The organism is Pseudomonas sp. 2725, from assembly GCF_050434585.1.
GTDB lineage: Bacteria > Pseudomonadota > Gammaproteobacteria > Pseudomonadales > Pseudomonadaceae > Aquipseudomonas > Aquipseudomonas jessenii.
Map to the genome: position 1 here is coordinate 308,739 of NZ_JBNDIV010000002.1, position 21,377 is coordinate 330,115.

At 55.1% G+C, this 21,377-nt stretch carries 19 protein-coding genes and 3 pseudogenes; 10 read left to right on the plus strand and 12 right to left on the minus strand.

What is annotated here, in order from left to right; genetic code table 11:
* Positions 1–14 precede the first annotated feature (14 nt).
* The 6 genes from ABIE16_RS05720 to ABIE16_RS05745 form a co-directional block, all read right to left on the minus strand.
* A complete protein-coding gene (locus tag ABIE16_RS05720) occupies positions 15–1,358 on the minus strand; it encodes an aspartate aminotransferase family protein (protein ID WP_429520694.1) in 1,344 nt (447 codons plus the stop codon).
* A gap of 10 nt (positions 1,359–1,368) precedes the next feature.
* Positions 1,369–2,418 (minus strand): phosphotransferase, encoded by a 1,050-nt coding sequence (locus ABIE16_RS05725; RefSeq protein ID WP_429520695.1) that lies wholly within the window; start codon positions 2,416–2,418, stop codon positions 1,369–1,371.
* Positions 2,418–3,122, minus strand: a complete 705-nt coding sequence (locus ABIE16_RS05730) for a haloacid dehalogenase type II (RefSeq protein WP_349733494.1) — start codon at positions 3,120–3,122, stop codon at positions 2,418–2,420. Before ABIE16_RS05730 ends, ABIE16_RS05725 begins: the two co-directional genes overlap by 1 nt.
* A 412-nt stretch (positions 3,123–3,534) precedes the next feature.
* Positions 3,535–4,506: a threonine/serine dehydratase gene (locus ABIE16_RS05735; protein ID WP_429520696.1), complete on the minus strand. Its 972-nt coding sequence runs from the start codon at positions 4,504–4,506 to the stop codon at positions 3,535–3,537.
* 26 nt (positions 4,507–4,532) lie between these two features.
* On the minus strand, positions 4,533–4,925 hold the full coding sequence (locus tag ABIE16_RS05740; RefSeq protein WP_429520697.1) for an ornithine cyclodeaminase family protein: 393 nt from the start codon (positions 4,923–4,925) through the stop codon (positions 4,533–4,535).
* Positions 4,926–4,938: 13 nt separating this feature from the next.
* Positions 4,939–5,523, minus strand: a complete 585-nt coding sequence (locus ABIE16_RS05745; RefSeq protein ID WP_429520698.1) for an ornithine cyclodeaminase family protein — start codon at positions 5,521–5,523, stop codon at positions 4,939–4,941.
* Between the two features lie 552 nt (positions 5,524–6,075).
* Between ABIE16_RS05745 and ABIE16_RS05750 the strand changes: the two genes are divergently transcribed.
* The 8 genes and pseudogenes from ABIE16_RS05750 (at position 6,076) to tnpC (ABIE16_RS05785) (ending at position 15,268) form a co-directional block, all read left to right on the plus strand.
* Positions 6,076–7,401 carry an NAD(P)/FAD-dependent oxidoreductase gene (locus ABIE16_RS05750; protein ID WP_349733499.1) on the plus strand — a complete coding sequence of 442 codons (1,326 nt, stop codon included), beginning with the start codon at positions 6,076–6,078 and terminating at the stop codon, positions 7,399–7,401.
* A 603-nt stretch (positions 7,402–8,004) separates the two neighbouring features.
* Positions 8,005–9,345 (plus strand): OprD family porin, encoded by a 1,341-nt coding sequence (locus ABIE16_RS05755; protein WP_349733501.1) that lies wholly within the window; start codon positions 8,005–8,007, stop codon positions 9,343–9,345.
* Positions 9,346–9,682: 337 nt separating this feature from the next.
* On the plus strand, positions 9,683–10,528 hold the full coding sequence (locus ABIE16_RS05760) for a GNAT family N-acetyltransferase (protein WP_349733503.1): 846 nt from the start codon (positions 9,683–9,685) through the stop codon (positions 10,526–10,528).
* A 52-nt stretch (positions 10,529–10,580) separates the two neighbouring features.
* A complete protein-coding gene (locus ABIE16_RS05765; RefSeq protein WP_349733505.1) occupies positions 10,581–11,294 on the plus strand; it encodes a cupin domain-containing protein in 714 nt (237 codons plus the stop codon).
* A gap of 129 nt (positions 11,295–11,423) precedes the next feature.
* Positions 11,424–11,651, plus strand: coding sequence for a twin-arginine translocase TatA/TatE family subunit (gene tatA / locus ABIE16_RS05770; RefSeq protein WP_349733813.1), 228 nt, complete (start codon positions 11,424–11,426; stop codon positions 11,649–11,651).
* A gap of 166 nt (positions 11,652–11,817) precedes the next feature.
* Entirely contained in the window at positions 11,818–13,293 is a 1,476-nt protein-coding gene (locus ABIE16_RS05775) for an aldehyde dehydrogenase family protein (RefSeq protein ID WP_429520699.1), read from the plus strand.
* Between the two features lie 184 nt (positions 13,294–13,477).
* Complete coding sequence (tnpB, locus tag ABIE16_RS05780) at positions 13,478–13,690, plus strand: IS66 family insertion sequence element accessory protein TnpB (RefSeq protein WP_429520700.1); 213 nt, start codon at positions 13,478–13,480, stop codon at positions 13,688–13,690.
* A 49-nt stretch (positions 13,691–13,739) separates the two neighbouring features.
* Positions 13,740–15,268 (plus strand): annotated as a pseudogene (tnpC, locus tag ABIE16_RS05785) (IS66 family transposase).
* A gap of 17 nt (positions 15,269–15,285) precedes the next feature.
* Here tnpC (ABIE16_RS05785) and ABIE16_RS05790 read toward each other — a convergent pair.
* Complete coding sequence (locus ABIE16_RS05790; RefSeq protein WP_068937647.1) at positions 15,286–15,744, minus strand: winged helix-turn-helix transcriptional regulator; 459 nt, start codon at positions 15,742–15,744, stop codon at positions 15,286–15,288.
* 96 nt (positions 15,745–15,840) lie between these two features.
* On the opposite strand from ABIE16_RS05790, the gene ABIE16_RS05795 reads away from it, so the two are divergent.
* Entirely contained in the window at positions 15,841–16,797 is a 957-nt protein-coding gene (locus ABIE16_RS05795; RefSeq protein ID WP_429520701.1) for an aromatic alcohol reductase, read from the plus strand.
* Positions 16,798–16,992: 195 nt separating this feature from the next.
* Here ABIE16_RS05795 and ABIE16_RS05800 read toward each other — a convergent pair.
* A pseudogene (locus tag ABIE16_RS05800) lies at positions 16,993–17,126 on the minus strand (ATP-dependent helicase C-terminal domain-containing protein); the annotation flags it as partial.
* A 161-nt stretch (positions 17,127–17,287) separates the two neighbouring features.
* Between ABIE16_RS05800 and ABIE16_RS05805 the strand changes: the two are divergent.
* Positions 17,288–17,728 (plus strand): hypothetical protein, encoded by a 441-nt coding sequence (locus ABIE16_RS05805; RefSeq protein WP_429520702.1) that lies wholly within the window; start codon positions 17,288–17,290, stop codon positions 17,726–17,728.
* 414 nt (positions 17,729–18,142) lie between these two features.
* On the opposite strand, the pseudogene tnpC (ABIE16_RS05810) reads toward ABIE16_RS05805, so the two are convergent.
* The 4 genes and pseudogenes from tnpC (ABIE16_RS05810) to ABIE16_RS05825 form a co-directional block, all read right to left on the minus strand.
* Positions 18,143–19,018: pseudogene (gene tnpC, locus ABIE16_RS05810) on the minus strand (IS66 family transposase); the annotation flags it as partial.
* Positions 18,943–19,362: an IS66 family insertion sequence element accessory protein TnpB gene (gene tnpB / locus ABIE16_RS05815; protein WP_429520703.1), complete on the minus strand. Its 420-nt coding sequence runs from the start codon at positions 19,360–19,362 to the stop codon at positions 18,943–18,945. The gene tnpB (ABIE16_RS05815) and the pseudogene tnpC (ABIE16_RS05810), both read right to left, overlap by 76 nt.
* Positions 19,363–19,402: 40 nt before the next feature.
* Positions 19,403–19,918, minus strand: a complete 516-nt coding sequence (locus ABIE16_RS05820; RefSeq protein WP_429520704.1) for a TonB-dependent receptor domain-containing protein — start codon at positions 19,916–19,918, stop codon at positions 19,403–19,405.
* A 57-nt stretch (positions 19,919–19,975) separates the two neighbouring features.
* Complete coding sequence (locus ABIE16_RS05825) at positions 19,976–21,367, minus strand: TniQ family protein (protein WP_429520705.1); 1,392 nt, start codon at positions 21,365–21,367, stop codon at positions 19,976–19,978.
* Between the last annotated feature and the right edge of the window lie 10 nt (positions 21,368–21,377).

Here is a 21,377-nt window from a genome sequence, read left to right on the forward strand (position 1 = left end):
GGCCCATTGTCGCCTTAAGCAGATTGCGCTGCGGTTAGCGCTTCGTCGAGCGTATCGATCACTATGTGAGCTTCTTCCGCCGACAGTACCAGCGGCGGTCGAATCTTTAGCACATTGTGCCCCATTCCACATGCGCTGAGCAGGACACCCATCTCGCGCATTCGGTTGACTACACGGGTGGTGAGATCGCGGTCCGGTGCTCGCGTTACGCGATCCGAGACCAACTCAACGCCAACGAACATGCCTGCGCCGCGCACATCGCCGATAGCCTCGTGCCGGTTAGCAAGTGCCGAAATGCCGTCGCGCAGAATTTTCCCGACCTTGGCGGCATGCTGCACCAGACCTTCTTTTTCGATCGTGTCCAACACTGCCAGGGCAGCCGCGCACGATACGGTATTGCCGGCGAAGGTGTTGAAGTACCTCGAATCTTTACCGAACTTCGCCAGCGCGTCAGCGGTGGCCAGCAACCCCGCGATAGGTTGCCCATTGCCCATCGGCTTACCTAGGGTGACGATGTCAGGTATGACGCCGTGGCGTTGAAAGCCCCACATATGCTCTCCCGTCCTTCCGAAGCCAGGCTGGACCTCATCGGCGATGAACAGGCCGCCGGACCGCTTGATAGCCTCGACAGCGCCTTTTAACAAGCCCGCCGGCTCAGGAAGAATGCCGTCGCTAGTGAACAGCGAATCGACGATCAGTGCCGCCGGCCTGATGCCATGACGCTGAAGATCGGAGATCGCCGCCTCTACATCCTGGGTGAAGCGCTGGGGAAGGTCGGCACCCTCGGCATGATAAAGGCGCGGCGCCGGCACTATGCGAACGTGCGCACCAAGATCGACCGTAACACCGAGAGATGGCGAAAATTTCGACACCGCATCGGTGAAGCCGTGATAAGCGGTTTCAGTCACGATTACGCCCGTGCCTCCTGTACGAACTTGAGCAATACGATAAGCAAGATCGTTTGCCTCGCTTCCCGTACAGGTCAGCATGAGGTGCGCAAGCTCGGTCTCAGGCACTGTTGCGATCAAACGTTCGGCCAGTTCCAGAATGGTGTCGTGCAGGTACCGGGTATTGGTGGCGAGGGTACGCACTTGCTTGCATATCGCTTCGGTCACGGCCGGATGACAATGCCCAAGTGAGGCCACGTTGTTGTATGCATCCAGGTAACGGCGACCTTCCGGGTCAATCAACCACACGCCTTCGCCACCCACTATGTGCAGCGGATGTTCGTACATGAGGCGATAGGCCGGACCGAGCAGCGCGTCACGCCGCTCGATCATCGCCGCGGTAACTGGCGCTAGGTTGGCGCGTCCGGGAATATAAGCGTTAACCATGTTGAGGTCAGTCGTGCTTTTCATTGGCTAATCCTTATCGTACATCGGTCAGTAGTCGGTCGCGCGCCTCAGCTCGGGAAAGACCGGCCATCTGAGATAGCGCCTCCCATGCTGCGGGGTTGTGACGCATGATGTAAGCGCGGTTCTCGGGATAACGTTTGGCACGCCACTCCGAAATTAATGCAGTGATCAGATGCCGTGTCGCCATGAGATCGGCGACGATCTCCTGTTCCTCGTAACTAAGCGGCAGAGTCGCGTGATAGGCCCCTACAAACTGCGACGGCCCTTCGAAGGGGTCAGCGTTGCCAGTCATGTGGAAGGCAGCCGCCGTCGCAACCTCACCGACTAGCGGCGCATGCAGCATGTCGCCGAAGTCGATGATCCCCACGACTCGCTCATGATCGTCGGGGTCAACAAGCACGTTATAGAGGTGGTAATCGTTGTGGATCACTTGCGACCTCACCGAAGCCAACCGCGGTAGCACATGCTCATTGAAACGCGCCATAAACAACTCGGCCAGAGCTCGACGTGGGGCGTCGACGATGACATCAAGATTGGGTGCCAGCCGATGTGCTGTGGATACGTTCCAGAGCAGATCGTGAGTCGCTGCAGGATGCGCGAAATCGCGCAGCGCTAGGTTCAACTTGGCGAGTACGCACCCCATTGCCCTACACTGCAAAGCGGTCCGAGGAGTCTCACGAATCTGGACACCGTCGAGATATGACAGCATTCGCACAGTGGTTGGGACCCCATCGGCGAGTATCACAGAGTCGCGCGTACTTCCACCCAATGTCCGCACCACTCGGGGAACTGGCAGGTCAGGCGCTACACGGGCAATGTGCTCAAGCGCAGCGATCTGGAAATCCACTACCGAAACCGGCTCGGATGAGTTGCTGATCTTGAAAACGTACCGCATACCATCCCGGGTCTCTATGCAACAATTCTGATCGCGCTCGCCCACCAGTGATTTAACGCTACCGTTGATACCGTAGACACGACTGACCAAGGCGCCAACCTCGTCCGGTGTGAGGCAGGGTGCCGCCGTGCTCAGTGCCGCCGTCGCTATCGATCCATTCGCCGTCATCACGCGCCCCGTTTCGTCGTAGCATCTTGGGCAAGACAATCAAGGCCAAGTAAGCCGGGAAGCTGGCGAATATCTGTCAACCTGTTGACACCATAACCGTCGCACACGGGTTCATGACCGCGATCGATGAAAGCCTTGGCCATGAACCCGAAGTCGGACGCTGTCATGAGGTCATAACGAAAACTCGACGAGACATGCATCATTTGCTCGGGCCCGCAGCCGAGTTGATCGAACATGTATTCGAACATCTGTCCCCTTGGTTTGTATGCGCGAGCTTCCTCGGCTGTATAAACCGCATGGAACGGTGCTTTGAGGTGCGCGACGCTATGTGGAATCAGATCGACCATCGAGTTCGAAAGAATCACCAACGGGACATGCGGGGCAATTGCCTGCAGCGTTTCGACTACATTGGGATGAGGCTGCCAGGTCGGCACGGCCTCGTACAATGCGAGCGCGTCGGAAGGACGATATTCCACACCGTGTTTCTTGCATGTCCTTTGAATAGAGCTCTCAACGACATCAAAGAACGGCTTCCACTCACCTAACACTTCATCGAGACGATAGAATCGAAAACTGTCCAGGAAAGCTGGCATCCGATCACGAGGAACACGATCCTCGAAAAGCAACTTTGCCGTCGGCCCCATTTCAAAGTTGATGAGGGTTCCGTAGCAATCGAAGCTGATAAATTTTGGCTTATAGGTCATGGGTCAATCTCCGCTCTATGGATGAAAGGTTGTTGAGTACTAGTTTATGAATAGCAACTCGACGGAAATGCCTAATCACCCTGCAACTCGGGCAGATTCCTTTTACATTTGACGCATGCCTGACATGATCTGCGGCAACCGTTGATGGAGTGATTGTCCTGACAGTGGTTGTGACGCTGGCATGCATGCGATACGTACGAGAGCATGCGCGCTCAGGGATCCAATTGGGATAGACGCGTATAGCCCGATAGGGTTTGTTACAGGTTGCCGCCGGTTTTTCGAGCTTAACCGGTCCCCGCCAATCGGCAGAGGTCAAATAAATTCAGCAAAGCAAAACGCCCCTCCATTAAGGAAGGGCGTCAATCAACAGACACGACACCAATAGAGAACGTTACTATCAACGCTCTAGAGCTTACTCGACAGCTTGGTATATCTTGGCAAGGTCACACAGGTCCCAATTGCCGCCGGTCAGTACCACACATACCTTTTCATCCGCCCTGACTTTTATGGAACCTGCCAAGAGAGCACCAATACCAATTGAGGCGGCCGGCTCAGCTATTAACTTTGCATCTTTGGCAAGAGCACGCATACCAGCGATTATATGCTCATCCTCAACCAGTACAATTTCATCCACATACTTCTCGATAATAGGATAGGGATTTTGACCTGGAACACTAATCCTTAAGCCGTCCGCAATAGTATCTAGCAAGGGAAGTGTTGTACGCTTTTTATTTATCCGGCTGTGAAAATACTTCGGTGTCAAGGCGGGCTCGGCGCCTATAACTCGTACCGACGGGTTCGTTTCCTTGATCGCGGTGGCAATTCCTGAAATAAGCCCACCACCGCCCATGGGAATGATGACCGTGTCGACATTATCCAGATCCTCCAATATTTCACAACCGATCGTTCCCTGACCAGCCATTACAAGAGGGTCTTCAAAAGCGTGAACAACGGCATATTTGTTTTCTTCGGCGATTTCATACACCCGTTTCCACCTGGCAGCTGTATCTCCATCGAAAAGGATAACTTCTGCGCCAAGTGCTTTGGTGTTTTCGATTTTAATTTTTGGCGTGGTGACTGGAAGTACTAATAACGCTTTGACACCTAGCATTCTGGCGGCGTATGCAAGCCCTTGGGCATGATTGCCAGAAGACGTGGCAATGATACCGTTTGCGATTTCTTCTCTGGAAAGCGAAAGCGCCTTATTCAGAGCCCCGCGAATCTTGAAGGCGCCAGTAATCTGGAGGGTTTCAGGTTTTAAATAGAGCTGACAGCCAACGACCTTCTCTATTTTTTCAGCACGTAGTAACGGCGTATGCTTGATATGGGGTTTGAGCCGTTCCTGGGCTTCCCGAATGTCTTGAATGGTAGGGTAGTCACGCACAATGCTTATCCTTCTAAAGAATGTATTCAGAGAAACTCAAAGAAAGACCCAACGTTGTTGCCCAAGGCATTGCGGTAGATTTTTTCTGCCGTAGTGTTGTCCTGTATGGCCATGCCGGTTGAATCGAAAATAGTTATTTCTTCGTCATTCTCTCTCCCTGGCTTTTCGCCTAGCAGTATCTCACCGATTTCTGCATGGATATCGTCATAGGTAATGATTTTTGCATTCAATGGGTGCCAGGTTTCACCTTTCTCGGCGCACTGGCTAGTGGAGTCGTTTACTATTTTTGCATGTCTGAATATCTCTGGATCGAGCTCTTGCTTGCCTTGTTGATCAGTACCAATCGCAACAATGTGAGTGCCTGGCTTTATCCAATCTGCCTCTACAAGCGTCCCCTTTCCGCGGGTCGTAGTAATCAAGATATCAGCTAGCTCAACCGCCGTTTTTTTTTGAACTGGCCATGCTTACTGGAATACCAAACTCACCTTCGATATCCGCCTTAAATCTGGCAAGTGTATCTGGGGAATTGTCCCATGCATGGATTTCCTCAATATTCATAACTTCACTTATTGCACGGATTTGCATTCTTGCTTGATTGCCCGTGCCGATAGAGGTTACTTTTCGCGAGTTCTTTCTTGCCAGCAGTTTTACTGAAACAGCTCCGGCCGCGCCAGTTCTGAGACCGGTGATCAAACTTCCATCCATCACGCAGATCAGCGCGCAACTCTTGCCGTCGAACAGCAAAATGGTACCCATACCGCTCGGCACTCCGTGCACCGCTGGATTATCGTTAAAACCTCCAGACGACGCCTTCATAGAGATCACTTCATTGGCCATATAGTAGCTTAGCTTGAAATCAATCTCCCCACGTGGCGGTGGCAGATGTATCCCTATATAGTCAGGCTGCACTACCTGATTACTATTAAAGGCTTTGTAGGCCTCTTCCACCGTGCTGATGACCTCCTTCATCGATATCAAACTGCGCACTTCTTCTTTTTTTAGCAGCAATGTTTTCATTTATTTAATCTCTCTCATTACGCCCTTCGGCAACCCCGTTGCCTGATTATCTGTACCTTAGTATCCTCCCGAGCACCCAGCAGAAAATTTCGAATATTCACCGCATACCGAACTTTAAATAACTTTCATCGCCAACAGCGAAAGCAAACGCTATACCCCACCAGGTCAAGCCTGCGCGCATAGCAACTGAACAGAAGCTTGAACGCCACAGGGCGGCCACTGACATCACTGGCAATTTGATCACTGGTTACTGTCATCAATCTTTGAGGTACCAAACCTTCCGCGTTCAGAACTGAACGGTGCTATTTGTGCTTCGCCAAGCACAGCATAAACTTTTGAGTACACCCCCGAAAACGCGCGATTCTGCGACTACAAGCACCCAATACGACAGCCTCGCGCGGATCGAGCGGACTAATATGTGTCCCACACGATGGTGCTCTCGACCGGACTGAAAGCTGGCGATGCCCACTCGATCGTTCCGCATCGATCAGCACTTGATATTACGAAGCAACTGAAGCCGCACAACTTTAAACGTCAGGCCTGGAGAACAGAATGCCGGCTCCCTTGATAACCATTGCGTCCACACCGGAGCTGCCAAAGAGCGCCGATGCCGTCGTCATCGGCGGCGGTATCATCGGCGTATGCGCCGCCTATTTCATGGCCCGTCAGGGTATGAGTGTCGCTGTCATCGAGAAGGGACGCATAGGCGCCGAGCAGTCCAGCCGCAACTGGGGTTGGTGCCGCCAGCAGAACCGCGACGCGCGTGAGCTGCCGTTATCGACTAAAAGCCTCGCGCTCTGGGAAGAGATCACCACCGACCTAGACGAGGACCTCGGTTTTCGTCGCTGCGGTTTGTTCTATCTCTCGGATAACCAGGCCGAACTGGATGGCTGGGCGAAATGGCGCGACTTCGCGCTTACCCAAGGGGTCACGACTCATATGCTGAGCAGCGCCGAAGCCACGCAACGCGGCGCGGCAACCGGCAAGCCCTGGCTGGGAGGAGTGTTTTCGCCGTCCGATGGCATCGCCGATCCGTCGCGGGCGGCACCGCTGATTGCTAAGGGTGTACTTAAGCATGGCGGTTCGATACACCAATTCTGTGCCGCACGCGGCGTCGAGACCGAAGCTGGGCAGGTGTCGGGGGTCATTACTGAAAAAGGTGTGATCAAAACCCGTCAGGTAGTGATGGCAGGCGGTGCCTGGGCCTCCTCCTTTTGTGCTCAGCTCGGCATACGTTTTCCGCAGGCATCGGTGCGATCGAGCATCCTGTCAGTCATGCCGGGCGCCAAAGGACTTCCCGATGCGCTTCATACCAGCAACGTCACCGTCACGCGGCGTGGGGATGGCGGCCATACTCTGGCCATTTCTGGACGGGCCTGCGTGGACCCGACGCCACAGCAACTTCGGTTCTCCCCCTACTTTCTCCCGATGTTCGCCAAACGCTGGCAAATGCTCTCACCCGGCGACCTACAGGGTTGGCAGTACGGACACGAGACGCTGCGCAAGTGGGCGCTCGACCGACCTACACCGATGGAGCGCGTTCGTATCCTCGACCCTCGCCCGTCTGAGGCAATCTTGAGGGAAACACTTGCCCGAGCAAGGCTCCTGTTGCCCGCGTTGGGCTGCGTGCCCGTTCAGGCTGGTTGGGCAGGCTATATCGACAGCACACCCGACGGTGTCCCGGTCATCGACGAAGCGCAAAACCTGCCTGGCTTCATTCTCGCCGCCGGCTTTTCGGGTCACGGCTTCGGCATCGGCCCTGGTGCCGGACGGCTCATTGCTGAGCTGGTGACGGGTACGACGCCCTTTGTGGACCACACCCAATACAGGCTTGCCCGTCTGAACAAAGGGGTTTGGGGCAAGGTTTCTGATTTCTGAACCTACTTCTTCGTTGTTTGGCGGGAGCTTGCTTCCGCCTTTTTTTTCCCGCCACAATCCCCACCCCATTTGCAACGGATGAGGGCGGACATCAATTCGGAAGTGGCGCCCGCGACATCCCTCCTCCGCACTAACAGTTTGCCGGATAGCCGCCGCTTGCTACGCGGTAAGACTTAGCGACACCTCCAGCCGCGAAAAGCAGATCTCTCGTTTAGACGATGCCTGACAAGAAAACTCTCCCATACATTTTGTTCGCGAACAGACTGAGTTGGCGTTCTTTGTGATGATTGTCATGGGTGCGACCGTAAAAATTCAGTCGATATTTGCTGCCGACTTTGGTCCCGATTTGAGCCGTAGATGCGGTCTGGTTCCTCATTTTTTATGCAATCTACCGAATTGATTTTGGCCTCTTGTCAGGCCTCGTAGCAGCTGCGATACAGCCATCGCCGCCAGGGCATTGGGTGCGGTTCGCTGACGCAATGAGGCATTGTCGACGACGATGCACACCCTCGCATTTGCCCTGGGGTATTCACCGGTCTGGCGCAAAAGCGTTGTCCGCTGCTGGGACAACGACAACTAATAAAAAATTCGATGGAGCACCCCATGAACGTCGTGAAACACAGCTGTCTTTTCCTGGCGGTCACCGCCACGGCCTCGCAACTGGCCATCGCCAGCCAGCAGGAGGAAGCCAAAGGTTTTATCGAAGACAGCAGCCTGAATCTGCTCAACCGTAACTTCTACATGAACCGCGACTTTCGCAACGGCGGCAGTAACAGCCAAGGCAGCAACGGCGCCAAGCCAGCCAGCGATCGCAACGGCTACCGTGAAGAGTGGGCACAGGGCGCCATGCTGAACTTCGCCTCAGGCTTCACTCAAGGCACTATCGGCTTCGGTACTGATGCCTTCGCTTACGGCGGGGTCAAATTGGATACCGGTCGGGGCCGGGTCGGCAACGGGCTGCTGCCCATCAGCAACAATAAAACCTCCGACGCTAATGTGCCGGACTCATACGGTGAGATTGGTGGAGCAGTGAAGGTACGTGTTTCCTCCACGGTGTTGAAGTTCGGCGAACAGCGGCCGACCGCACCGGTTTTCGCCATGGGGGACAACCGCTTGCTACCGGAAGTAGCCACCGGCTTCCAGCTGTCGAGCAAAGAGTTCGACGATCTTTTCCTCGAAGCCGGTCATTTCACCGCATATAACGGTAGAAACTCGACCAATTCCGATGACAAGCTGACCACCAGCTACGCAGGTGTCGAAGCCGACAGCGTCGACTTCCTCGGCGGCTCCTATAAGGTCAGCGACAACCTCCGCCTGATGGCGTACACCAGTCGTGCCGAAGAGGTCTGGCGCCAGTACTTCGGCAGCGCTTCCTACACCATCCCGCTGGCCGAAAAGCAATCATTGAACTTCGGCTTGCTTGCCTACAAGACAAACGACGAAGGTGAGGCTCGCGCCGGCAAGATCGACACCACCAGCTGGTCCGCCAAGGCCGCTTACACCTACGGTCCGCACAAAGTCAGCCTGGCCTATCAGAAGATTGATGGTAACGAGACCTTCGACTATATCGGTGTCGATTCCATCTGGTTGGCCAACTCTGTGCAGTACTCAGATTTCAACAGCCCGAACGAACGGTCCGTCCAGATTCGCTATGACATTGACATGGCCAGCTTCGGCGTGCCGGGCCTGACGTTTATGACCCGCTACATCAAGGGCGACCAGATCGATTTCACCAAGGCCGATCCGTCGGGGGCCTATTACCGTGCCGGTGCTGACGATGAGAAGGAATGGGAGCGCAACATTGAAGCCAAATACGTGGTCCAGTCGGGCTCGGCCAAGGATCTGTCCTTCCGCGTGCGGCAGGCCACCCACCGCGCAAGCTCGTATGAGAGCGACGTGGACGAAGTGCGCCTGATCATCGAGTATCCACTAAGCCTCCTGTAACGGTACTCCCCGGTCGGCTTTTCCCACTTCGGGCCGGTCGGTTTTCTTAAAGGCTTTCTCCACGTCCCCTTAGCCTTGAGGCGCCCTTTCGGCGCCTTTTTTTTCATTCTGGGCGAACTTGCCGAAGACTCTTTCGTTGCCTTTATCCGGAAAAAACAGGCAAGTATTTATTGCCGATAGCGAGCCCCGTTTAAGTCAAAAATTGGGCTCTTGGAGCGGTCGCTTGGTGAATCTGCCGAATTGACTCCGCCCCCTTGTCAGGCCCCATCGCAAGTGGGATACAAGCCTTATCGTCGGTGAAAATTCCCACCGACAAGCCCCTTAACGGAGATCTGCCATGTCCGTCTCGCTTCGCTACCGCCCAATGACCAGTGCCGATGTGCCTGCGGCCCACGCCTTGTCGGTCCGATTGAAATGGCCGCACCGCCTGGAAGATTGGGCCATGTTGCAGCGCATCGCTGAAGGCTTCGTCGTCGAAGACGGCGAGCACTTGATCGGTACCGCATTCACGTGTCCCCAGGGGGCGTATGCCACCATCGGCCTGGTCATCGTCAGCGACGATTACCAGGGCCAAGGCATTGGTCGCAAACTGATGGAGCTAGCGCTCGAGGCGTGCACGCCACGCACCGCCATTCTCAACGCCACATTGGCCGGTGCCCCGCTGTACATCAGCCAGGGATTTGTCGAGTTCGGTCTTATCCAACAACATCAGGGCCAGGCACAAGCCAGCGATACCCCTGCCCTGCCAGTGAACGAACGTTCTCGCCCTTTGACCGTGTCCGATCGGGCGCGCCAACTCGAACTGGCCAACGCCGGCAGCGGACTGGACCGGGAAGCCGTACTCAACGTATTGCTCGATGTCACCGAGCACGCCGTCGGTATCGAGCGCGACGGACAGCTGTGCGCCTTCGCGATCCTGCGCTCCTTCGGCCGCGGTTATTGTGTTGGCCCGGTCATCGCGCAGACGGCCGATCAGGCCAAACACCTGATCGGCGTCTTGCTGGCGCAAGTGCCGGATACGTTCGTACGCATTGATATACCGGCCGATTGCGGCTTGTCCGACTGGCTCGAAACAGCGGGTTTGAAACAGGTCGACAAAGTTGCGCAAATGGCCCGCGGAACCCCTCCTCAGTCTGCCGACGGCGTTAGTCAATTCGCCCTGGTAACCCAAGCGATTGGCTGACCACGAACGCACACATCCTGCTTCTTGACCTACCTCTACATGGAGAACCCTGATGTCAGAACCCACCACAGTGCTGCTGGCACGCGCCGACGGCAACCCTGTCTCGACAACATTTACTCGTGGACCTTTGGGTGCGGGGGATCCTTTCGGCGCGCAACGAAAAACGGCCTATGCAAGTCCGGGGGAAATCGCAGCCGGCCTGGTCGAAGCCGGCGGACAATTCAGCATCGATGAATATCCTTACTCCGAAATGATAGTGGTCCATTCCGGACGAGTCATCCTGCAGAGCCTGGGCAGCACCCTGGAACTGGGCCCAGGTGCCGGCGCCGTGATCGGCCGTGGTTCACAGCTTCAGGTCGAAGCACACGCGAACTCCTGTTGGGCATTCTGCGCCGATATCCAGAGCATCGATGAACGCAGCCCCGGACTCACTGAACTCAACCCGCTCGCCGCGCTGTCGCCTTCCCAGGGGCTGGACGCCGCGATTCTGCTCAGCCCTGCGCCACAATGCCGCTCGAACAATATGTTCATTGAAGAACCAACCAAACTGAACATTGGTGTCTGGGACTCAACGCCCTACACGCGCCGGGGGCGACCGCATAAACTGCATGAGCTGATGCACTTGATCGAAGGCCGCGTCACCCTTCAGGCGGCGGACGGAAGTGAACTGACAGTCAACCCCGGCGATACAGTATTCGTGCCCAAAGGCGTGCCTTGCGCCTGGAAGAGCACGGTCTACGTTCGCAAGCTCTACGCCGTTAAATAAACGCTAAAAAAGTAATTGGTGCCTGCAAACCATCAATCTGCAGGCGCCATTCGTATTGGGCCGAGCACGCGAGCGCGCTTGATGAATAACGTTTCGCCAGGGATGACCACTCACTTCGGAGCGCACATCATGGGAATAGGCGGCATTAGTATCTGGAAGTTCCTGATCATTCTGTTGATCGTGATCATGCTGTTCGGCACCAAACGACTGAAGGGTTTGGGCTCGGATATCGGTGACACGATAAAGGGGTTCCGCAAGTCAATGGAAAACGACGACAAGTCATCCATCGACGAGCCCGCGCGCCAGGCTACCGAGGTTTTATCGCACACGATGGAAGAACCGGCGAATAAGCACTGATCCCTGATCCCTTTACGTGAAGTTGATTAGCCATACACGCAAACTCTCCTTAACCAACCTCAAGAACGGCACAACTCATCAGGGTCGGTTTATTAGCCTGATCACAGACACTGCATCACGATTCTGCTGCTGGCATTGCCGTTACAGCTCTATGGGAGCCCGTTGGATGACAACCCAATTTTCGAATAATCCGCAAACGTCGCGACAGCTTTACATCAATGGAGGCTGGTCGGCTCCAAGTAATGCGGCCACGCTGCCGGTAATCAATCCGGCCACCGAGGAAATTGTCGCCGAAATCGCCCAGGGTACCTCTGCAGACGTTGACCGAGCGGTGGCAGCGGCGCGGGCAGCGTTTGCCGGCTGGTCTACGACCTCCGCTCAGTCCCGTGCGCTTGTTCTTGGAAAGATCCATGAGCTCATGCTAGAGCGAAAAGAAGTGCTAGCGCAGACCTTATCGCTTGAAATGGGCGCTTCGATTAACTCCGCTCGGGCGATGCAGGTGCCTCTCGCAGCAGAGCACGTTCGGGTAGCCCGCGATCTGCTGTCCACATATCGCTTCCAGACAGTTCAAGGTGGAACCGCGATCGAGCGCGAGCCGATAGGCGTCTGCGGTCTCATCACTCCATGGAACTGGCCGCTTTATCAAATCACTGCGAAGGTCGCCCCGGCCATCGCGGCCGGATGCACCGTGGTCCTCAAACCAAGCGAACTTTCGCCTCTGAGCGCTCTTCTGTTTGCACAATTGGTCCACGACGCCGGCCTTCCCCCTGGAGTTTTCAATCTCGTGAATGGAAGTGGCCACGAGGTCGGCGCAGCGATGGCTGCACATCCTGACATCGATATGATTTCGATCACCGGATCAAACCGCGCGGGCGCGCTGGTGGCGCAGGCGGCCGCGCATACAGTCAAGCGAGTCACACAGGAATTGGGAGGCAAGTCTCCGAATATTCTGCTTCCCGACGCCGACTTTGCCAAAGCCGTGCCTCTAGGGGTGATGTCGGCGTTTCGCAACGTCGGACAGTCGTGCAGCGCCCCGACAAGAATGATCGTACCCAAGGACAAACTGGCGCAGGTTGAAGCGTTGGCTGCTGCAACCGCCAATGCGATTATCGTCGGTGATCCGCGCTCGGAGGATACGGTGCTTGGTCCCATCGCCAACGAGGCCCAGTTCAATCGTGTACAAACAATGATTGAGGCAGGCCTCAAAGAAGGCGCAAAACTGGTCTGCGGTGGACTAGGTCGTGTGCAGGGTTACGAAAAAGGCTTTTACGCGCGACCAACTGTGTTCTCTGAGGTTGATTCAGCAATGCGGATCGCGCAGGAAGAAATTTTCGGTCCAGTGCTTTGCATCATTCCTTATGAAACTGTCGACGAAGCTGTCGCCATTGCGAACGACACCGTATATGGGCTAGGCGCTCACGTTCAGTCTCAGAACCTTGATCTTGCGCGCGCGGTCGCCTCACGTATACGCGCAGGGCAAGTGCATGTGAACCATCCCGCATGGGATCCAATGGCTCCCTTCGGCGGTTACAAACGTTCCGGCAATGGTCGAGAGTATGGTGTATACGGCCTTGAGGAGTATCTCGAAACCAAGGCGATAATTGGGTTTTGCGGTGCCTCTGAAAGTACTCGTCATACCTAAGGGTTCCTCAAATGTTCTTGTGCCGGACTTGCCCCCTCGACATGCACCTACAATCGAATTGGAGTGGGTCACAGAAATATCCAGGGCAATGATTTTTCTGTGTGATAGAACTCTTTCCTTGACGTACTCTTTTGTACAAAAACTCGTGTGTCCACATTTCATGGAATGTGGACACACGTAAAAGATGCTCAACCGACGCGCCAACCGGATTAAAGTGCTGGTGCACGATGGCGTGGGCATCTGGCTTGCAGCACGAAGATTGAACCAGGGGAAATTCCATTGGGCTGGCACTCATCGCGGTCTGGAAGTCGAACTCGATGCCGAACAACTACAATCGCTGGTGCTCGGTCTGCCATGGCAGCGGGTTGGTTCTAACGGCGCAATTACACTGATTTAGCCTTGCCTTTCAGCTGTGGCAGGTGGGCTGCTTTGGTAAAATCCACGGCATGACTTCCGCGCCCAATTTCGACCAGATGACGCCTGAACAACTGCGCGCCCTCGCTGCGCAGTTGTTGTCGGAAGTCGACACCATGGGCCGAAAGATCCATCGTGACGAGAGGATCATCGAGCAGCTTTCTCACGAAATCGCGATCCTCAAACGCCACAAGCTTGCCAAGCGCAGCGAGCAAATAAGCCCGGCGCAAGGCAGCTTGCTGGATGACTTGCTCAACACCGACCTCGAAGCCATCGACGCCAAGTTGAAAGCACTTCGTCCCGCCCTGGCACCGGACAAACCCCGTCAGCAGCCTAAGCGTGCTCCGTTGCCTACGCAGTTCCCACGTACCGTAATCCGTCATGAGCCGGAAAGCACTCAGTGCGATTGTGGCTGCCAACTTCAGCGCATTGGCGAAGACGTCAGCGAGAAGCTGGATTACACGCCGGGCGTGTTCACCGTTGAGCAACATGTGCGTGGGAAGTGGGTTTGTCGCCAGTGCGAAACCCTGACCCAGGCGCCGGTACCGGCACAGGTGATTGACAAGGGCATCCCCACCGCCGGCTTGTTGGCCCACGTAATGGTGGCCAAGTTCGCTGACCATCTTCCGCTGTACCGGCAGGAAAAGATCTTTTGCCGTGCCGGCCTGGCCATCCCTAAATCCACCCTGGCGCAATGGGTGGGCCAAACCGGCGTACAGCTGCAACCGCTCGTGGATGCACTGCGCGAGGCAGTACTGGCCCAGCGAGTCGTCCATGCCGATTAAACCCCGTCCAGATGCTGGCACCGGGTGAAAAGAAAACGCACCGAGCGTATGTCTGGGCCTACTGCACGACACCATTCTCAGCACTGAAGGCGGTGGTCTACGACTTCAGCCGGAGCCGTGCTGGCGAACACACGCGTAACTTCTTGGGCTCGTGGAATGGCAAGCTGGTCTGCGATGACTTCGCGGGCTACAAGGCCGGCTTCGAACGGGGCATCACCGAAATCGGCTGCATGGCCCATGCTCGCCGCAAGTTCTTCGACCTGCATGTGGCGAACAAAAGCCAACTGGCCGAACAGGCGCTGCACTCAATCGGAGGCCTATACGAGGTTGAACGGAAGGCCAAAGAGATGAGCGATGAGGATCGCTGGCGATTACGCCAAGAAATGGCGATGCCTATCGCGGAGAAGTTGCATGAGTGGATGCTGGCTCAGCGCGAACTTGTGCCCGAGGGCTCGGCCACGGCCAAGGCTCTGGATTACAGCCTGAAACGCTGGGCAGCGCTGACGCGCTACCTCGATGATGGTGCTGTGCCCATCGACAACAACCGGGTCGAAAATACGATCCGGCCTTGGGCCCTTGGCCGTTCGAATTGGCTCTTCGCCGGATCACTGCGTAGCGGTAAACGAGCGGCGGCAATTACGAGTTTGATTCAATCGGCACGCATGAACGGGCATGATCCGTTCGCGTATCTCAAGGATGTACTGACGCGGTTGCCGACACAGTGGGCCAGTGCGATTGACCAATTACTATCGCATCAATGGGCACAGGGCTCCTAATACGCTGTGAGCTACATTCAGTCAGACGCTTCTGAGCCTAATGGTGTCGATGTAGGTATTTGCCAAGCGGGTTTTTTGTCATCCTGACTGTCGAAAATACGCCGCGCCTTGCGGAAATCCTCAACGTTCTCGACAACCCAAGTCCAGATAGGGGACATGCGGATCAACAGTCCCATACCAAGCGGCGTCAGCTCATACTCGACACGTGGCGGGATTTCACCGAACTCCCGCCGAACCACTAGGCCATCCCTCTCCATAGAGCGTAGTGTCTTGGTCAACATCCGCTGAGTCACCCCGGTCATCTGCCTTTTTATTTCGGCATGACGCATCGTGCCGTACACCCCCAGGGCATGCAGGATACCCAACGACCAGCGGCTGCCTGCGTGAGCAAGCACTTCCCGCCTGACGCCATCATCGTCTTCTCGAAGCGTTCGGCAGATTGTCTCTGCCTGGCTGAGAGCCTCCTGATCGGTCATTTCTTTCTCTGGTATCACAGGTGTGCCTTCTTACGAGCGTTGCCAAATCGTGCAAGCATTTGTTCATCTTACAGGCAACAGGTCTCAGGAGAAATCATGACCGAAGTGACCCAGTTTTCCCCCCAATCCATTCTCGTTCTAGGCGCCGGTGAGCTTGGGCTACCGGTTTTGCGCAATCTTGCGCGAGTAGCAAAGCGCGCGCCCGGTTCAACAATCAGCGTGCTGCTCAGGGATTCGACCATCAACACTGAGGTGCCCGAGAAAAAGGTCGAAATCGATGAGCTTCGGGGGCTCGGCATCCAAATGGTAGCCGCAGACCTCGTGAATGACTCAATCGATCAGTTGGCTGAAGTATTCGCACGTTTCGATACCGTAATCGGCTGTGCAGGCATGGTTGCAGGCCGGGAAACCCCGATGAAACTGGCTACCGCTGCTCTGAAGTCCGGTGTGAAGCGCTACTTCCCGTGGCAGTTTGGTGTCGACTTCGAGGTAATCGGTCGGGGTAGTCCTCAGGATCTGTTCGATGCTCAGCTTGATGTTCGCGAATTGCTTCGAGCCCAGGATAAAACTGAATGGGTAATCATCTCGACGGGTATGTTTACCAGTTTCCTGTTCGAGCCTGTATTCGAGGTGGTTGACTTCGAAAACGATACCGTGAACGCGCTGGGCAGTCTTGAGACCAGCGTGACGCTAACGACTCCAGACGACATTGGTGCGTTGACAGCGGAAATCGTTTTCTTCGAACCTCGCTTCCGCAATCAGATTGTGTACCTCTCGGGAGACACTGTGACGTACGGAGAGGTTGCGAGCCTCCTCGAACGTGTACTGGGCCGCCCGTTCAAACGTAACGTATGGACTGTTCCGTACTTGCTCCAAGAATTGGAGAAAGACTCAACGCATCACATCAAGAAGTACCGCGCTGTGTTCGCTCAGGGCAGAGGTGTGGCCTGGCCTAAGGCAGGCACCTTCAACGCGCAGCAGTCGATTCAGGTCACGACCGCTGAGAAGTGGGCCCGGGCAAATCTGGCAACCTCTTCAGCGCAAGTGCAGTAGCCGAACGAGCGTTTCCGACCTACTGAATAGCTACGAGGTCTGAGGCGCTCCAAAGCCACAAACTATTGAGTTTTCTCAGCGCGGATTGCAAACCACAGCGCTTTAATCAAACGCTTGCCATGATTGGAGGATTCTGAAGGTGTGTTGGTCGGACGCTTACGAATGGGCAGCCCAGTACACGTTCGAGGAGGCTCGCACGAGCAGCCAGAATCGTTGGTTGCTCGCTGTAATCAATTTGAATGTTCGACCCAAAGGGTACTGAGAGTCTGCGGAGCTTGAGACTCAAGCTGTTGCGGCAGTGGCCAAGGCAGCAAACCGTGCAAAATCGACTTAGACACAACGTTGGGTAGCCAGCCACTTCAGTACGACCGGCGCCGGTGTCGTACTGTCTGCATATCGGAAAACCTGAAACCACTAAGATTAATCACATACGCCGTTACGCTTACCTGTAGGCGGAGTAGGATGGTGAAAGCCGAATCGAGGTGGCGTCATGGACAAAAAAGAGCTGCTGGGCAATATTCGCGATAGGGAGCAGAAAATGCTCACCCAAGCAAAGAACGAGATTTTAGGATGCGGTGACTTCCTGCCTGTTAACCGTCTTGCAGAGCTTTTCAGTATTCGGATTGATACGCTTACTCCGGCCTTGATTGAGTGGGAGGGAGATAATCGAATTTTTTCGATCGAACACGAAGGCAGCAATCTGTTTCCCCGATATGCGTTCTCCACACGATCAGGCCTCAGTCCACATCCTGCATTGAAAGAGGTCCTCTCTATCCTCTCTCCTACCAAAAGTAGTTGGTTAGTAGCGTTCTGGTTTTCTTCGCCAAATGGAATGCTGGGAGGTAAGCGCCCCCGAGATTTGATTTCCGCTGATAAAGTTCGAGTGATCCTAGCCGCCCAAAGCGAGGTCGATGGAATCCTCCATGGCTAGCTGTCACCGTAACCGGCATTCATGAGATGGGGCTTAACCACTCGTAGACTCACCTGTTGAGGAGTCATCCTCTACGTAACCGGACGGCGAACACACCTACCGAAATCCAGCATTAAGGGCGATGGTGTCCGCGTAATTTTAAGCGACGCGATCGCCCCTATCGCCAGGATTTTCGTGCGCCAACGAAGCTCTTATCCCAAGCCGTTCATAGCCCAAGTCGTCAAGTATTGGCCAGACGGTTACCAAATAGTGGCTGTGCGGCCATTTCGGTTAATATTTTCTGAGTACTCGGCCCATATTTTAAGAAAATCTTGGCTCGGTTAAGAAAATCTAGCCAACGACAGGGGAGGATATGGAAAATCTAGGGGTTATGCCCATCTATCATACGCGTACAGGGAATATGCCTTGCTCAGATCAGCCAGCTATCCACTGATGCGGCAGTAGATGCTCAATCTCACCGGCTTTCTGCGTCGGCAATCGCGTCAGCACATCCTTGAGATACGCGTACGGATCATGCCCGTTCATGCGTGCCGACTGGATTAAACTCATGATCGCTGCCGCTCGTTTGCCACTGCGCAGAGACCCGGCGAACAACCAGTTGGAGCGCCCAAGCGCCCATGGCCTGATCGTGTTCTCCACCGGGTTGTTGTGGATGGGCACGGCACCATCATTCAGGTAGCGCGTCAGCGCTACCCAGCGTTTCAAGCTGTAATCCAGAGCCTTGGCCGTGGCCGAGCCCTCGGGCACGAGGTCGCGCTGAGCCAGCATCCACTCATGAAACTTCTGTGCAATGGGCACCGCTATTTCCTGGCGTAATCGCCATCGTTCTTTATCGCTCATGTCCTTGGCCTGCCGTTCAACTTGGTACAGCCCGCCGATTGAGTGCAGTGCTTGCTCGGCCAACTGGCTTTTGTTCGCCACATGCAGATCGAAGAACTTACGGCGGGCATGCGCCATGCAGCCGATTTCGGTGATGCCCAGCTCGAAGCTGGCCTTGTAACCCGAGAAGTCATCACAGACCAGCTTGCCGTTCCACGTACCGAGGAAATTCCGTGCATGTTCGCCAGCACGGCTGGGGCTGAAGTCGTAGACAACGGCCTTCAGTGCCGAGAACGGCGTCGTGCAATAGGCCCAGACATAAGCTCGGTGCGTTTTCTTCTCGCCGGGCGCCAGCATCTGCACCGGCGTTTCATCGGCATGCACGACTCGCTGGGCTAGCACCGCTTCGCGCAGTGCATCCACCAGCGGTTGTAGCTGTACGCCAGTTTGGCCCACCCACTGAGCCAGCGTAGGCCCAGCACCAAGGCCTGGAGTTGTTCGCTGTCGAGTGCGACCTCGCAGCCATGGCGAATGCCGGGCCAGTGGAACTTGCCTTGATTCAGTCGTCGCGCTGCAAGCCAGACGCCCACGCCGTCGTGCACCAGCACTTTCATTCGGTTAGCCCGGCGATTGGCGAACAGATAAGCGCAGTGCGGCTTTGCCGCCCCAAACACCGCGATCACCCGGGCTAATGCGGTTTCGGTACCCGCGCGCATGTCCATCGGCTCAGTGGCCAGCCAGATCGCATCAATGCGGATCATTGAGCGATAGCCCGGATAAATTGCGCGCAGCCCTCGGGGTCTGAGGCTGGCCATTTCACCGTGATCACTTGCCCAGCCAGGGGCAACTCAATGATCACTGACGCTTCGGCTGGCCGTTTACCGCTCCCGCTGCTCCTGGTCGATGAAACGTGTACGGACCAATCGGCGTACCGTAGTGCGGCGCGAACCCATCGATGGACTTGATTTCGGAGGAATTAAACTGCCAGTCGTTACTGGCATACCAGTAGTCCACACTCAGCAGCAGACTATGCTGAAGCGGCCCGCTGGACAGCTTGCCCTGCAACTGGTTGTCGACGCTGAACACACTAATATGGTTACGGTCGTCCCACGCCCGACGATCCATCGTGCGATGATCGTCCAAGAACGAGACATCAAACATCGGCAGGCTGAATTTCTCAGCAGTGCCGGCGTGGCTGTAACGCAGGTTCTGAGATATCGACCAAAGATCGTTGAAGCGATGGTCGAACACGTAGCCGAAGGAGTACTGCTCACGATCAAAACCGTCGAAGCCAGGCTCACCGAGGAACACGTTAGGGTCCAACTTGTCATTTGGGTTGGAGAAGATCGTGCCTTGCGCCGGCAGCGGCACCGGGCGCAGAGCATTGGTGTCCTACTGGCATTGACTGAGCAGCGCGAGCGAGAATCTTCAGTCAGCGCCCGCTTCAGAAGCACCGGCATCCTTAAATTCCACAATCAACTGCTCTATCCGCGAGCGTTGGGTAAAACGTATACCTGAGACCTTCATGATCGCGGCGGCAGTGATGGGCTTTCCGAGGCGAACGAACTGGCTAATGTGCCAACGAACCCTACGGGATTGGAAATCTTGGGCCGTTTCCACATAGCGACTAAGCACTTCAGCTGTTTTGGGCAAATGCTGCAAGCGTTTTCCTATCCGGCCTCCAACCGGCAACCGACGCTCGACCTCGACGCGAGAAATCCTAACGGGTGGCTGCTCTGACCTGATGCAATCTGCGATCAGGAGCACAACATCACGCAACACCCGATCAATCGCGTCCCAATCCTCAACGTCTCCAAAGCAGGGACGACGGTAACCGGCGTCTATAGCGTGATGTTCAGCTTCATAAAGGTTTATGATTCGCGATGTTGGTAGTGTGCGAGTGCTTCCAGCACGAGATAGGAAGACTTCCATCAAGGCGTGATCAAGTGGGTGGAAGCCTGACTTAGGATGTCGGAGCATAGAGAGAATAGGGAAAAACCCATCTCTGCGCTCGCAAAAGCAGTCCTTCAGGTAGGGATATATTCCGCTATATACGTCACTCACCATAATGGCGAGCTTCTTATCGTCGACCATGGTAGTACCTCTCATAAATCCCAAGGTTCGAATTTTGGCCATGTAATCCGCAGCCCAATCGACACGACTTTGATGACAGTCAGAGGCCTTCAAAAAGCCGGCGGAAATCTTAGCCAATTGCTGTGCTAACGGAATCACTTCCGGCGGCATGTCGCACACTAAGTGATCACGTGCTCGACATATCGCCATGTCTGCTGAGATAAAATCAAACCGTCCGAGCCTATATAAATTAACTGAGCTTAGGCAGAGTGGACACCCATGATCAGGGCAAACTAAACTTCCAGGCAAATTATGTGCACGTCGCCAGTAAAACTCCCCATAAGAGGCATGCATAATCTCAAGGCATTTCGAGCAATAACGGAGTGCTTTTACTCTACCTATATTAGAAGTAGCAGAACCTGTCCATATTAATAAACCTCTCTCTTCGCCACTGGCATACATACTCCGACAGGATTTTGCCAGCGAAGCCTCTTGATACCTCAGATAATAATTCAGCCCCGTATGATCATCAATGAGCGCATCAAGATCGCGCTGTGATGTTCCGTAGGCATTATAAGCTATGACGTTTATACCACCGACCAGTTCAAAATCGGCAGGATGGAGTAGCCCGGCATATAACCACCGTTGAAACTGCACGGACGATAAACCACCTAAATGCGTCCGCAAACGTGCAAGAACGCTGTACAATGATTCATCCGGATACATCTCAGGAAAATATGCATACATTCTAGAGCCC